Here is a 13709-nt window from a genome sequence, read left to right on the forward strand (position 1 = left end):
AAAGGGACCATTCACAATAAAGGGGGATATATTCATGACAGAAGTTGTAATAGTAAGTGCAGTACGTACGCCAATTGGTGCTTTTCAGGGAGCATTAAAAGATATTTCGGCTCCGACTTTAGGGAGTATCGTAATAAAAGAAGCCTTGAATCGTGTTCAATTAGATCCATCAACAGTTGATGAAGTTATTATGGGGAATGTTCTTGCAGCAGGTTTAGGTCAAAACCCGGCAAGACAGGCAAGTATACAAGCTGGTTTACCATACACAGTTCCAGCGATGACAATTAATAAAGTATGTGGTTCAGGCCTAAAGGCCGTTCATTTAGCAGTACAGGCAATCATTGCCGGGGATGCGGAAGTTGTTGTCGCTGGAGGCTTTGAAAATATGAGTCAAGCACCTTATATTATGCGAAATGCAAGAGAAGGTTTCCGCATGGGAGATCAAAAGATTATCGATACATTAATTCAGGATGGCTTATGGTGCGCATTTAATGATTACCATATGGGGGTAACTGCAGAAAACCTATGTGATCAATATGACATTTCTCGTCAGGAACAGGATGAATTTGCAGCACGTTCTCAAGCCCGTGCATCGGAAGCAATTTCCGCAAATAAATTCGCTGAAGAAATTGTCCCTGTAGAAATTCCTCAACGTAAAGGGGAGCCGGTTATTTTTTCACAAGATGAATATGTAAAACATGGAACAACAGCAGAGAAATTAAATGGATTACGTCCTGCTTTCAAGAAAGATGGTTCGGTTACTGCTGGAAATGCTTCGGGTATTAATGACGGAGCTGCAGCAGTTGTCGTTATGTCAAAGCAGCGTGCTTTTGAATTAGGCCTTACACCACTTGCTACAATCGTCGCAAATGCCAGCGCAGGGGTTGATCCATCTGTAATGGGTATCGGACCGGTAACTGCAGTGAAAAAAGCCTTGGCGAAAGCGAATGTAACATTGGATGACATGGATTTAATTGAAGCGAATGAAGCATTTGCTGCTCAGGCGATTGCAGTTGATCGCGAATTGGCGTTCAATCATGATAAACTAAATGTAAATGGCGGGGCAATTGCACTTGGTCACCCAATCGGGGCAAGCGGTACACGCATTTTGGTAACATTGTTACATGAAATGCAAAAACAGGATGCAAAATTAGGTCTTGCAACATTATGTATTGGTGGCGGGCAAGGTGTTGCAACAATTGTACAACGCTAAAATTAATTGTAGGTGAGAATGATGGCAAAAAAGAAACAGCAAAGAACGACGAATGAATTTGAGCTTCCAAAAGATAAGGCAGCAACATTGGCCGATCAGTTAGGCGGCGATGTATTGGCCAAGCTAAAGGCAGCGAAGCAGGAAATGGTGGCAGACGAAAAGGCGAAAGAAGAAGAGCGTCTGGCGAAAGCAGCATTCGAACGCAAACAACGAGAAAAAAATATGAGCTTTGAAGAACTGTTAAATCAATACGGCGACAAAGGTTCGAAATTTTAACAGTAATCCAAAACGGATTATAAAGAAGCTTAATAAATATGAAAAGATAGCACACTATTTTTGTGTGCTATCTTTTTTAAATACAACAATAATAAGTTTTGCAACCACTAACAATGTGAACGCACCACATGCATCAAGCACGACATCTTCTACGAGGCCGCTGCGACCTGGTATCATACTTTGGCGGTATTCATCAAGGCTTGCGATTATTATGGCTGTAACAAAGGCAAGAACTATTGGGAAGTGCCATTTCAGTTTTCGGTATAAAGTATAGAATATAACCGCTAATAAACCGTATCCGAAGAAATGAGTTGCTTTCCGGATAAGAAACTCAAGAAATTGAAAATAGCCTCGTGTTTCGACCGATATAATTTTTCCCCAATAAGGAATTTCAAACTGACTTAACCATGCTTCAAAAGGTTTGTCTTTTAATAGATCTTTTAACGCCGGAACAATCGTTTGCTGTTCATAGCTCATATTGGACATTACCATCACAACGATTATCCCGATGATGACGAGAACAATCCATTTTTTCATCTATGCTCAGTGTAACGGTCGGTTTTTGTCCAGCTGTCGATCTCTGAAATATTTTGTATTGATTGCGCTTTTTCGTAAGCATCCAGATTTTGCTGCAGTTGCGCAACTGTACGCGCCCCAATAACAGTTGAAGCAACCGCTGGGTATTGTAAATTGAAAGCGAGGGCAGTTGCATGAACATCACCGAATTGCTGTTCAATTTTTTGCAGCACATCTTTTGCTGCCGCTTCATCATAGCTCATAAAGGACTTTAAGCGTGTGCGCCATTCATTCGTCAGCAAACCTTTTGCAATCGATCCGCGTGTTACGATAGAAGCTCCTGTCTGTTGAATCGGTTCAAAAAATTCGCTTGCCCGTTCATCAAAAATATTAAACTGCATCATATTGCTGATTGCATTACTGTTTTGTAAATATGGCATGAAAACATTCGGTCGGATGGAGGAAATGCCATATTCGCGGATAAGTCCTTCTTTTTTCAAACTTTCAAATGTGTCGGTAATTTCCCCCCAATTATCTTCGGTCGTACCGCCATGTAACTGGTAAAGATCCAAGTAATCTGTCTGTAGTCGTTGCAGGCTGTCACGTACCGCCTTATTAATATAATTTGCGGATGTATCCCAGCTCCAACCTTCTTTTCCTTCTTCCCAACGATTCCCGACTTTAGATGCCAGGTAAATATTGTTGCGGTGTTGCTTCAGTGCCGCGCCAACAACCTTTTCGTTGTCTCCCTGATTATACAGATCGGCGGTATCATAATAATTAATGCCCGCGTCAATTGCCGCATGAATGACCTCTTCTGCTTCTGCTGGATTTGGAGGTAATGACATACAGCCTAAACTAATTTCAGAAATATGAAGATTGCTTGTACCTAATTGTCGTTTTTTCATGTGAATTCCTCCCTGGTTCAATATTTTAGAAAAGCTCTTACTAATGGTACAATGAATATAAGCAAGAGAACAAGTGGAGGCATGGTCATGAAAAAATTTGAAGAGAAAACAATTCAATCCCAACCCATCTATTCAGGGAAGGTTATTTCATTAAAAGTAGACGATGTATCGCTACCGAATGGTGAAACAGGGAAACGTGAAATTATTAATCATCCAGGAGCAGTTGCAGTAATTGCCATCACAGACAACAATAAAATTTTACTTGTTGAGCAGTACCGTAAAGCTCTTGAACGTTCCATTATAGAAATCCCTGCCGGTAAGCTGGAAAAAGGGGAGGAGCCAATTGTAACGGCCCGCCGCGAATTGGAGGAAGAGACAGGGTATACGTCTGATCATTTCGAATTTATTCAGGCTTTCGCTACTTCACCGGGTTTTGCGGATGAAATTATTCATATTTACGTAGCAGAAAAGTTAAAAAAATTAGACATTCCTGCTGAATTAGACGAAGATGAATTTGTGGAGTTAATGGAAGTATCACTGGAAGAAGCAGAAGCGATGGTTGCGGACGGCCGTATTTACGATGCCAAAACGGCTTTTGCGATTTTATGGCTGAAAATTAAAATGAAATTAAATCAATAATTGTTTACGCATAAGGACAATTTATGTGCATAAGTTGTATGGACAAGGAGGCGTCCAAATGCGTAAATATCTATATATTCAATATACTTCGATGATCGTCGTATGTTTCATTTGTGGTGTAGTTTGTTATCAGTTATTCGATATTGGACAAGTGCAGCAAATTATTAAATATAGTGATCGTAGACTGCTCCAAATGGAAAAACCAGAATTGCTTTGGAGTGTAGTTCCTTTCATAGTTGCCTTAAGTATTGTATTATTCTTTTCGACACATAAATATTTGCCGCGTATAGGCCTTATTTTTATTGCAATAAAAGTAACGTTTTTAGGCTTTAGCTCGGTTTATTTACTAGTACAGCATGAATCTATTAAACTCTATGCATTTTGGTGGTTTCCATTTCAGTTAATATATTGTGTATTATTAATTATGCTCTATCAAATAACTACTAAAACTACGAGTAGACGAGCCTTGAAAACGGTGATGCCATGGAAAAAGATTATGTTCCTGATAGTCGTGATGATAATTGTTTTTGCAGTCGAAAATTTAGCAATTACTTATTTATTTAAATAATCATTGTCTTGTAATGAGATTTACTCATTTGGTATAATGAAAAGAGTTTAGGAGGGCGTCACATATGGAGAGCCGTATTGATCGAATTAAAAAGCAACTGCATAGTGCGAGCTATAAGCTGACGCCACAGCGAGAAGCAACAGTAGCGGTTTTACTGGAGCATGAGGAAGATCATTTAAGTGCTGAGGATGTTTACTTATTAGTAAAAGAAAAGGCACCAGAGATTGGACTAGCTACTGTATACCGTACATTGGAGCTTTTAACAGAGCTGAAAATTGTCGATAAAATAAATTTTGGTGATGGGGTGTCCCGTTATGATTTACGTCAAGAGGGCGCAAAGCATTTCCATCATCATCTAGTTTGTATCGAATGTGGCGCAGTAGATGAAATTCAAGAAGATTTACTAGAAGATGTAGAAGAAATTGTGGAGAAACGTTGGAACTTTATAATCAAAGATCACCGTCTTACATTCCATGGCATCTGCTGGCGTTGTCATGATAATAATGACAACTCTGGAGACAGCAATGCATAATCTATAATCAAAAAAAGGGACAGCATATTTTGCTGTTCTTTTTTTGTGCCCTATTTTGTTATTGCCGGGCAATTATTAGCGAGCATTGCACAAAAAAACTCTATTTCCCTCAGTTGAGAGAAATAGAGTTTTACAATTTTTATTTATTTCCCCGGATGATGAGCAACAATTAGGATCTTACCTGCATCCAGATCATTCTTTGCAGTTGCATGTTCATTTTCGCCTACACCAATGTCAGCAAGCTGATGGTGAAGATCTTCCGGAGTACTTTGGAAGAAATTTTTAATTGATGCCAAGAAGCCTTTATCATTTTCTGTTGTTCCAGGAGTTTTGCTCGCATCAACATCGAAAAAGTCAGCAATATCTTCCGCACGTTTATTGCTGTTTGCGAAAACATGAATATGATCGCGTTCATAGCCCTCTGTAATAAATGATTCGATTACTGATTTTGCTTGCACACCGTTTTCTACTGATTTGATAATTGCCATATATATACACTCTCCTTTGTTTGAATACTTATGTTATTCCCGAACTCATACAATTAAAACGTTAAGAGATTCATACAGTCGTAATTCAGCTTTCAGGAGAACGTGCATACAGATGAGAATTATCTTGTTTAGACGGCTACTGTTCTATAAGATCATGCATTTTTTTGATTTCTAAAAATTGCAGCTGATGGCCGTCAATTTCATGGATTTTAAACGCATAGTTTTCAAAAATAAATGTATCTTCAATATTCAGGTCCGGCATGTTTGTGAAGTACCAGCCCCCGATTGTATCAACATTCGGATCTTCAATATCAAGAAACAGCAATTTAGAAATATCTTCAAGCAATACTTTTGAATAGACTAAATAATGGTCTTCACCGATTTTACGAATATCTGAAACTTCATCATCGTCAAACTCATCGCGAATTTCACCGACAAGCTCTTCCAGAATATCTTCAACGGTAATCATACCGCTCGTTCCGCCGTATTCATCAAGCAGGATCGCAATATGAATACGCTTTTTCTGCATAATTTGAAGCAAACTTTGAATTGGTGTTGTTTCAATTGTGCGAACGACCGGATTAATATAGTCTTCCAATTTAAATGTTGCCGGATCGATCCGGTTATTCATGCCAAGTGTTAAAAAGTCTTTAATATTTAAAAAACCTAATATATTATCGCGGTCCCCATCGTAAACCGGGTAGCGTGTATAGCGTTCCTCTGAAACTTGTGTTAAAACTTCTTCGAACGTTGCAGTCACATCAAAGCCGATAATATCTGTACGGGGAACCATAATTTCGCGGGCGATTTTATCATCGAATTCAAACACATTGTTTACATATTTTAATTCGTTGACATTGATCTCACCGGATTTATAGCTCTCGGATAGAAGCAGGCGCAATTCCTCTTCCGTATGAGAGAGTTCATGTTCGCTCGCTGGTCGCATCCCGAACAATTTCAATAATAAACGTGCTGAACCATTTAATAGCCAAATTAACGGGAACATAAGTTTATAGAATAATTGAATAGGCTTCGCGAATGCCAGAGTAATCGCTTCTGCTCTTTGAATAGCAATCGTTTTAGGTGCAAGTTCACCTACTACAACGTGGAAGAAAGTCGCTAAAAAGAATGCGCCACCTAATGTAAACCAATGAATATATTCTGTGCCAATTCCCATAGATTCGAATAGCGGGTGAAGTATAAACTCAAATGTGGATTCACCGACCATCCCGATTCCCAGGGCTGTTACCGTAATACCTAATTGACAGGCAGATAAATATTCATCAAGGTGGGTTGTTACATTTTTAGCTGAAATGGAACCGGCTTTACCTTCAGCTACAAGTTGGTCAATACGGGATTGACGTACTTTTACGATCGCAAATTCCGTTGCAACGAAAAAGGCCGTAAAAGCGATTAAAACCGAGAAAATAATTAAGTTAATGATTGTGGTCAAACGAGCGTCCTACTCACGAAGTAGAACGTTCACCTCCTAGTTATTTAAAATTAATAATAGTGATTGCATGAGAGCAACACTTTCAGGCGAAACTTTTTTGCGGAGTTTCTGCCGCTCTTTGTCATCTAAGTGTTCCATTAATACCGTTACATCATGTTCAAGTTTGCGCATTTGCAATCGAATATCCTGAACATCGATTTCTTCGGGTTCATCTTTTGAAGGGCCAAGCGAGCGGTGAATTTCTTCAAGGCACTTGCCAAGCTTCTTTTGCTCTTCAATCCAGTGTATACGTTCAATCATCTCTTTATCATAGTAGCGATAATTGGATGCCGAACGTTCAACTTTTAGAAGGCCCAAATTCGTATAATAATCAATAGTTCGTTTTGTCACGCCAGTTGCTGCAGCAAGCTCTCCGATTTTTAGTTTGTCGATCCCAAATTATCACCCCAATCTGTCACGTTTTACTTTCAAGAATACCGTATATAGTACGTTTTGTAAATGGGATGCTATCATATGGAGATGCTGAGCGGCATTGAAAAAATGAATGAACGAAGGATAAAACGTCACTTCAATTGTACGAAAATGGTAATATAAATGTATAGAATGCAAGAGGGGCGATTAATATGCAAGCTTTAAATGATTCAATAGAAGATTATCTACATTTTATTAAAGTCGAACGTCAGCTATCTGATAATACATTACAATCCTATAAGCGTGATTTAGTCGCATATGCCCGTCACATCCATCATGAGCAGCAGATCATGGAATTAGATAAAGTTATGCGCGAACATATTTTGCTTTATTTGGACAGCTTAAGGTCTGTAGGAAAATCATCGAAGACGATATCGAGACAGATTTCATCGATCCGTTCATTTCATCAGTTTTTATTGAGGGAAAAAGTGACGAATCAAGATCCTACCGTTCATTTGGAAATGCCTAAAAAAGAACTGTCTTTACCAAAAGTATTATCAATAGAAGAAATTGATGCACTTTTGACAGCACCATCTGTCGAAAAACCACAGGGAACTCGGGATATTGCCATTTTGGAAATGATGTACGGTTCCGGAATGCGTATAAGTGAACTGATTGAACTGAACTTGGAGGATGTCCATATGACAATGGGATTCGTCCGTGTATTTGGTAAAGGCGGAAAAGAACGTATTATACCGCTTGGGAGAAGTGCGATTTCTGCATGTGTAAATTATTTGGAGCAGGCGAGACCTCAACTTTTAGGCAATGCACCTAAAAATGATGCGTTTTTCATTACGCAGAGAGGGAAAAGATTCACGAGACAAGGCTGCTGGAAAATCATTAAGGAACATGCAGCAGAAGCTGGCATTTCCAAAGAAATTACACCGCATGTTCTGCGCCATTCCTTTGCGACACATCTGATTGAAAATGGTGCCGATTTGCGTGCAGTACAGGAGCTTTTAGGACATGCAGATATTTCAACGACACAAATTTATACACATGTAAGTAAAACTCGTTTATCGGAAGTTTATAAACAATTCCATCCGCGTGCTTAAAATCAGCATAATCGCGTAAGACTAATGGGGTGCTTAACTTTTTTCTATTAAAAATAAATCTTTTGAAATCGGATGTCTGACCTTTACTTTGTTTAGACGTTTTATGTAAAATAGAATGGAAGAAGAGGAGTTGAAAGCATTATGCAACCGTTTAAGAAAGTACATGTAATTGTAATGGATTCTGTTGGTATCGGTGAAGCACCGGATGCCGATAAATTTGGCGATGCTGGCTCAAATACATTAGGACATATCGCAGAAAAAATGAATGGCTTAAATATGCCGAATATGGAGAAAATGGGTTTATCTAATATCCGTGAACTTCAAGGCATTAATAAAACTGAAAAACCTGCTGCATTTTACGGTATGATGCAAGAAGCATCTGTTGGTAAAGATACAATGACAGGTCACTGGGAGATCATGGGACTGAACATCGATACTCCGTTTAAAGTATACCCGGAAGGCTTTCCCGCAGAACTGATTTCTAAGCTAGAAGAAGCAACTGGCCGCAAAGTACTTTGTAATTTACCTTACAGTGGAACCGCTGTCATTGACGATTATGGTCCGGAACATATGGAAACAGGTGCAATTATTGTGTATACATCGGCAGACCCGGTTATGCAAATTGCAGCACATGAAGAAGTTATTCCAGTAGAAGAACTTTATAAAATTTGTGAAATTGCACGTGAATTAACATTGGATGCTGAATTTTTAGTAGGTCGTGTTATTGCCCGTCCGTTCGTTGGCGAACCAGGTAACTTTACACGCACATCAAACCGTCATGATTATGCATTGACGCCATTTGGACGCACGACAATGGCTGAAATGAAGGACGCAAATCTTGATGTCATTGCGATCGGTAAAATTTCGGACATCTTTAATGGTGACGGGGTAACGGAAGCGATTCGTACGAAAGACAACACGGATGGCATGGACAAAATGGCGGAAGTTGTTCGTCGTGATTTCCATGGTATCAGCTTCCTGAACTTAGTGGACTTTGATGCAAACTTTGGACACCGACGTGATCCGATTGGCTATGGTCAAGCATTGGAAGAATTTGATCGTCGTTTACCGGAAGTTATGGAAGCGTTATCAGACGATGATTTGCTGATTATTACGGCAGACCACGGGAACGATCCGACATTCCCAGGTACAGACCATACACGTGAATACGTACCGTTAATTGTTTACTCACCGCGCTTTACAGCAGGATCAGAATTGCAGTTACGTGAGACATTTGCGGATATTGCTGCAACAATTGCAGATAATTTTAATATTGCAACACCGCAATTCGGAAAAAGCTTTTTATCAGAGCTGAAATAAGGGGGATTTTCCACATGAGAATGGTAGATATTATTGAAAAAAAACGTAACGGCGAAGAATTGACAACAGCTGAAATTCGTTTCTTTGTAGAAGGATATACAGATGGCACAATCCCTGATTATCAGGCAAGTGCGTTATGTATGGCAATTTACTTTAAGGATATGACAGATCGCGAACGCGCGGATTTAACAATGGCGATGGTTGAATCAGGTGACCAGATTGACCTTTCTTCAATTGCAGGCGTAAAAGTGGACAAACACTCAACAGGCGGAGTTGGCGATACAACGACATTGCCGTTAGCTGCAATGGTAGCAGCTGTCGGTGTTCCGGTAGCAAAAATGAGTGGTCGTGGTTTAGGGCACACAGGCGGTACGATTGACAAGCTTGAAGCGATTGAAGGTTTCCACGTTGAATTAACAAGTGAGGAGTTTTCAAAACAAGTAAATGAAATCGGCATGGCTGTTATCGGTCAATCGGGCAACTTAACACCAGCGGATAAAAAGCTATATGCGCTACGTGATGTTACAGGAACAGTTTCAAGCATTCCGCTAATTGCCGGCTCTATTATGTCTAAGAAAATTGCTGCAGGTGCAGATGCCATTGTTCTTGATGTTAAAACAGGTGACGGCGCATTTATGAAAACGATTGAAGATTCAATTAAACTTGCTGAAGCGATGGTGAAAATCGGAAATAACGTTGGCCGTAAAACAATGGCAATTATTTCGGATATGAGTCAGCCTTTAGGATATGCAATCGGAAATGCTCTTGAAGTTCAAGAAGCAATCGATACATTAAAAGGTAAAGGTCCGGCTGATTTAAATGAACTTTGCTATACATTAGGATCTCAAATGGTTGTTGTTGGCGGCAAAGCAAAAACAATCGAAGAGGCTCGAAAAATGCTGGAGGAAGTTGTAGATAACGGGGCAGCATTGGAAGTACTGAAAAAATTCATCGCTGCACAAGGCGGAGATGCTTCAGTCGTTGATGACCCATCTCGTTTACCTCAGGCGAAATTCAAATTTGATGTACCGGCAAAACAGGCTGGCTATGTCTCAAAAATTGAAGCGGATGATATCGGAACAGCTGCAATGCTTCTTGGTGCAGGTCGTGCAACGAAGGAATCTGAAATTGACTTAGCGGTAGGGCTTGTCCTTCATAAAAAAGTAGGCGATCAAGTCGAAGTAGGCGAATCGCTAATGACAATCCATGCTAATACAGAAAATGTCGACGCAGTATTAGAAAAGATTTATGCACATGTATACATTTCTGCTGAAAAAGTCGAATCACCAAAATTAATCGAAGCAATTATTACACAATAATAATAATTAGGAGTCTTCCGCAATCAAGAATGGATTGCGGAAGACTTTTTTTGTTCTTTAAATATTTTAAGAATATGTTACACTAGGAAGTGTATTACTGCTTAATGTAATAAAAATTCTGTTTTATGAATATTTATAAGAAGAAGGGATAATATGAAAGTTAAGTGGTCTGGAAGATTTGAAGGCTATTCATTCGCCCATTTCAAAAAGGATTTATTATCTGGGACGATTGTCGGGATTATTGCTGTACCGTTGGCGATGAGTTTTGCCATTGCCTCAGGGGTCAAACCGGAATACGGAATTTACACAGCAATCATCGCAGGTATTTTAATTTCCTTACTAGGAGGTTCAAAATTCCAAATTGGCGGTCCGACAGGTGCATTCGTTCCGATTTTGCTTGGAGTTGTGCTCGTTTACGGGTATGAAAACTTGCTCATCGCAGGTTTAATGGCGGGGGTTATGCTGCTGCTGATGGGGATTTTCAGGCTGGGGTCCCTGATTAAATTTATCCCGAGGCCCGTTACAGTCGGTTTTACAGCAGGGATTGCCGTCATTATTTTTACCGGACAAATCGGAAATTTTTTAGGGTTAACAAATATGGAGCAGCATGAGAAGTTTCATATGAATGTTCTTGAAATTGCTTCCAATATTGAAAGCGTTAATTTTTATAGTTTACTCGTTGCAATTATTAGTTTCACATTAATACTTATGGCACCGAAAGTTTTACCGAAAGTGCCCGGTGCCCTTATTGGAATTCTTGTGTCGTCCGTTGTAACGGTGCTTTTTTTACAAGGAAATGTTGCGACAATTGGCTCCACATATGGTGCAATACCGAATACACTTCCTCAGTTCCACATACCGGAAATAACATTTGAACGTATATACATGCTCATCGGGCCAGCGTTTGTCATTGCAATGCTAGGCGGAATTGAATCGCTGCTATCGGCGGTTGTTGCAGACGGCATGACGAACAGCAAGCATAACAGTAACCGGGAACTGATCGGGCAAGGGGTTGCCAATATTGTGACACCGTTTTTTGGAGGAATACCTGCTACTGGTGCAATTGCACGAACGGCTACTAATATTAAATCCGGTGCTGTTTCGCCAATGTCAGGGGTAATCCATGGTATCTTCGTTTTAATCACGTTATTATTGCTCGCGCCATTAGCGGTACATATTCCACTTGCGAGTTTAGCACCTGTACTCATGATGGTCGCATGGAATATGAGCGAACGTCACCATTTCGTACACATTCTAAAATTGAAATCCGGAGATTCGCTTGTTCTATGTATTACATTTTTATTGACTGTATTTATGAGCTTAACGGTTGCTGTAATGGCTGGACTCATTTTAGCGGTGATTCTTTTTGCGAAAAGTATGAGCGATAGCCTGACTGTTTCCAAAGTGCTGCCGAATATGGAGAGAGCGAACGGAAAGTTGCAGCCTCAGATTGTATCGGATTTTCATGATTGTCCACAAATCAGTATTTATACAATAGAAGGTCCTCTATTTTTCGGTGCTGCTGAAAAGTTTGAACAGACGCTGCTGAATACAATACAGGAACGTCCGAAAGTGTTTATCCTTCGAATGCGAAAGGTACCGTATATCGATTCGACAGGGGAAGAGTATTTCCGCAATATCCTTCAACATATAAAGTCATATGGCGGTAAAGTTTTCGTAACAAATGTTCAGCCGGGATTAGAGCAGATGCTAAAGCGAAGCGGGTTATATGATTTAATGGAAGCGGAACATTTTTATCATACGACAAGTGACGCAATATCAGCGGCATGCCAGTATATCGAGTTAAATAAATGTATTGGATGCACGCACTATGCGTTTAAAGAATGCCAATTGCTAGCAAATGGCATCCCACTATCGGAGCATGAAGTGCAGGCACAGAAAAAATTGACCGAAGCAACAATATAACATGTATAAAAGTAAAAAAAAGAACAAAGAATAAGAGACTGAATGGAAAGGTAAAACTTTCTGTTCAGTCTCTTTTTTCATGTTAGGAATGATTAAAAATAGACCGCGCTACCTATACTGATTTTAGTTGTCGCACGAGCACTACTTTTAACGAATGAGCACTAGTTTTGTCAGCTAGATAGGATTATTTCTCAACTTGCCGAATTTGCATGCAAGAAGGAGGCGATGTAGGTGAACTTTAATTTAACGATGTATCCAAATGATGTATTGATTGTCCAACTATTTGGCGAACTGGATCATCATGAGACAGAAAAAGTGAGAACACATATATCGAAAGCTATTTTACAAGGAAATGTAAAATTACTCGTTTGGAATTTAGAGCATTTGCATTTTATGGACAGTTCCGGAATTGGGTTAGTGCTTGGCAGAATGCGAGAACTCCGAGCTGTCGATGGACAAACAATTTTGTTAAATCCGTCAAAAACGATGCAAAAAATATTCCAGTATTCCGGTTTAGGAAATCTCATACAATTTGCATCTGAACAGCAAGTTATTTCACACAGCGAGGGGGATTGTCAATGGATAACGAAATGACGCTAACTTTTTTGGCGCGCAGTGAAAATGAAGGGTTGGCACGTATTGCCGTTACAAGCTTTATGGCACAACTCGATCCGACAATTGAAGAGCTATCGGAATGTAAAACAATCGTATCAGAAGCTGTATCGAATGCCATTATTCATGGTTATGCCGATAATCCGCATGGCATCATTACGGTTTATGCGGTTCGTTACGGTTCAGAAGTAAGTGTGACAATTAAAGATGAAGGTTGCGGAATTGAAGATATCGAACAAGCACGTGAGCCATTATTTACAACGAAGCCGGAGCTAGAACGTTCCGGAATGGGCTTTACAATCATGGAAAGTTTTTCGGATTTCCTGCAAGTAGAATCCGTACTAGGAAAAGGCACAGTCGTAACATTCACAAAACAAATTTTGCCAATAGGGACACTCGTGACATAACGAAAT

General features: G+C 39.7%; 16 protein-coding genes. 11 read left to right on the plus strand and 5 right to left on the minus strand.

What is annotated here, in order from left to right; all coding sequences use genetic code 11:
• Positions 1–34: 34 nt before the first annotated feature.
• Positions 35–1213 carry an acetyl-CoA C-acetyltransferase gene (locus AC6CH1_RS03630; protein WP_498316342.1) on the plus strand — a complete coding sequence of 393 codons (1179 nt, stop codon included), beginning with the start codon at positions 35–37 and terminating at the stop codon, positions 1211–1213.
• 21 nt (positions 1214–1234) lie between these two features.
• Positions 1235–1489 (plus strand): YqkE family protein, encoded by a 255-nt coding sequence (locus AC6CH1_RS03635; RefSeq protein WP_008408065.1) that lies wholly within the window; start codon positions 1235–1237, stop codon positions 1487–1489.
• Between the two features lie 54 nt (positions 1490–1543).
• Here the strand turns inward: AC6CH1_RS03635 and AC6CH1_RS03640 are convergent, their stop codons facing one another.
• Entirely contained in the window at positions 1544–2026 is a 483-nt protein-coding gene (locus AC6CH1_RS03640) for a VanZ family protein (RefSeq protein WP_427710718.1), read from the minus strand.
• The gene (locus tag AC6CH1_RS03645; RefSeq protein ID WP_498316343.1) at positions 2023–2913 is read right to left on the minus strand and encodes an aldo/keto reductase; all 891 of its coding nucleotides are present in this window, start codon (positions 2911–2913) and stop codon (positions 2023–2025) included. Before AC6CH1_RS03645 ends, AC6CH1_RS03640 begins: the two co-directional genes overlap by 4 nt.
• 87 nt (positions 2914–3000) lie before the next feature.
• On the opposite strand from AC6CH1_RS03645, the gene AC6CH1_RS03650 reads away from it, so the two are divergent.
• The 3 genes from AC6CH1_RS03650 (at position 3001) to fur (ending at position 4652) form a co-directional block, all read left to right on the plus strand.
• Positions 3001–3552, plus strand: a complete 552-nt coding sequence (locus tag AC6CH1_RS03650) for an NUDIX domain-containing protein (RefSeq protein ID WP_427710714.1) — start codon at positions 3001–3003, stop codon at positions 3550–3552.
• Positions 3553–3610: 58 nt separating this feature from the next.
• Positions 3611–4120, plus strand: a complete 510-nt coding sequence (locus tag AC6CH1_RS03655) for a hypothetical protein (protein WP_251688999.1) — start codon at positions 3611–3613, stop codon at positions 4118–4120.
• Positions 4121–4184: 64 nt separating this feature from the next.
• Positions 4185–4652 carry a ferric iron uptake transcriptional regulator gene (gene fur / locus AC6CH1_RS03660; RefSeq protein ID WP_079525722.1) on the plus strand — a complete coding sequence of 156 codons (468 nt, stop codon included), beginning with the start codon at positions 4185–4187 and terminating at the stop codon, positions 4650–4652.
• Positions 4653–4795: 143 nt separating this feature from the next.
• Here fur and AC6CH1_RS03665 read toward each other — a convergent pair whose 3' ends face one another.
• From AC6CH1_RS03665 to AC6CH1_RS03675, 3 genes are all read right to left on the minus strand, one after another.
• Positions 4796–5140 carry a YflT domain-containing protein gene (locus AC6CH1_RS03665; protein ID WP_251688997.1) on the minus strand — a complete coding sequence of 115 codons (345 nt, stop codon included), beginning with the start codon at positions 5138–5140 and terminating at the stop codon, positions 4796–4798.
• Between the two features lie 136 nt (positions 5141–5276).
• On the minus strand, positions 5277–6593 hold the full coding sequence (locus AC6CH1_RS03670) for a hemolysin family protein (RefSeq protein ID WP_251688995.1): 1317 nt from the start codon (positions 6591–6593) through the stop codon (positions 5277–5279).
• Between the two features lie 36 nt (positions 6594–6629).
• Positions 6630–6983 carry a MerR family transcriptional regulator gene (locus AC6CH1_RS03675; RefSeq protein WP_251688993.1) on the minus strand — a complete coding sequence of 118 codons (354 nt, stop codon included), beginning with the start codon at positions 6981–6983 and terminating at the stop codon, positions 6630–6632.
• A 233-nt stretch (positions 6984–7216) separates the two neighbouring features.
• Between AC6CH1_RS03675 and xerD the strand changes: the two genes are divergently transcribed.
• The 6 genes from xerD to spoIIAB all read left to right on the plus strand — a co-directional run bounded on the left by xerD (position 7217) and on the right by spoIIAB (position 13703).
• Positions 7217–8119: a site-specific tyrosine recombinase XerD gene (gene xerD, locus AC6CH1_RS03680; protein ID WP_498316344.1), complete on the plus strand. Its 903-nt coding sequence runs from the start codon at positions 7217–7219 to the stop codon at positions 8117–8119.
• Positions 8120–8260: 141 nt separating this feature from the next.
• Positions 8261–9439, plus strand: coding sequence for a phosphopentomutase (gene deoB, locus AC6CH1_RS03685; RefSeq protein WP_498316345.1), 1179 nt, complete (start codon positions 8261–8263; stop codon positions 9437–9439).
• A 14-nt stretch (positions 9440–9453) separates the two neighbouring features.
• Positions 9454–10758, plus strand: coding sequence for a pyrimidine-nucleoside phosphorylase (locus tag AC6CH1_RS03690; protein WP_251688987.1), 1305 nt, complete (start codon positions 9454–9456; stop codon positions 10756–10758).
• 153 nt (positions 10759–10911) lie between these two features.
• Positions 10912–12684, plus strand: coding sequence for a SulP family inorganic anion transporter (locus AC6CH1_RS03695; protein ID WP_498316346.1), 1773 nt, complete (start codon positions 10912–10914; stop codon positions 12682–12684).
• Between the two features lie 231 nt (positions 12685–12915).
• A complete protein-coding gene (spoIIAA, locus tag AC6CH1_RS03700) occupies positions 12916–13278 on the plus strand; it encodes an anti-sigma F factor antagonist (RefSeq protein WP_008408083.1) in 363 nt (120 codons plus the stop codon).
• The gene (gene spoIIAB, locus AC6CH1_RS03705; RefSeq protein ID WP_079525739.1) at positions 13263–13703 is read left to right on the plus strand and encodes an anti-sigma F factor; all 441 of its coding nucleotides are present in this window, start codon (positions 13263–13265) and stop codon (positions 13701–13703) included. Before spoIIAA ends, spoIIAB begins: the two co-directional genes overlap by 16 nt.
• The last annotated feature ends 6 nt before the right edge of the window (positions 13704–13709 follow it).

It is taken from the genome of Solibacillus sp. GQ1 (assembly GCF_059758555.1).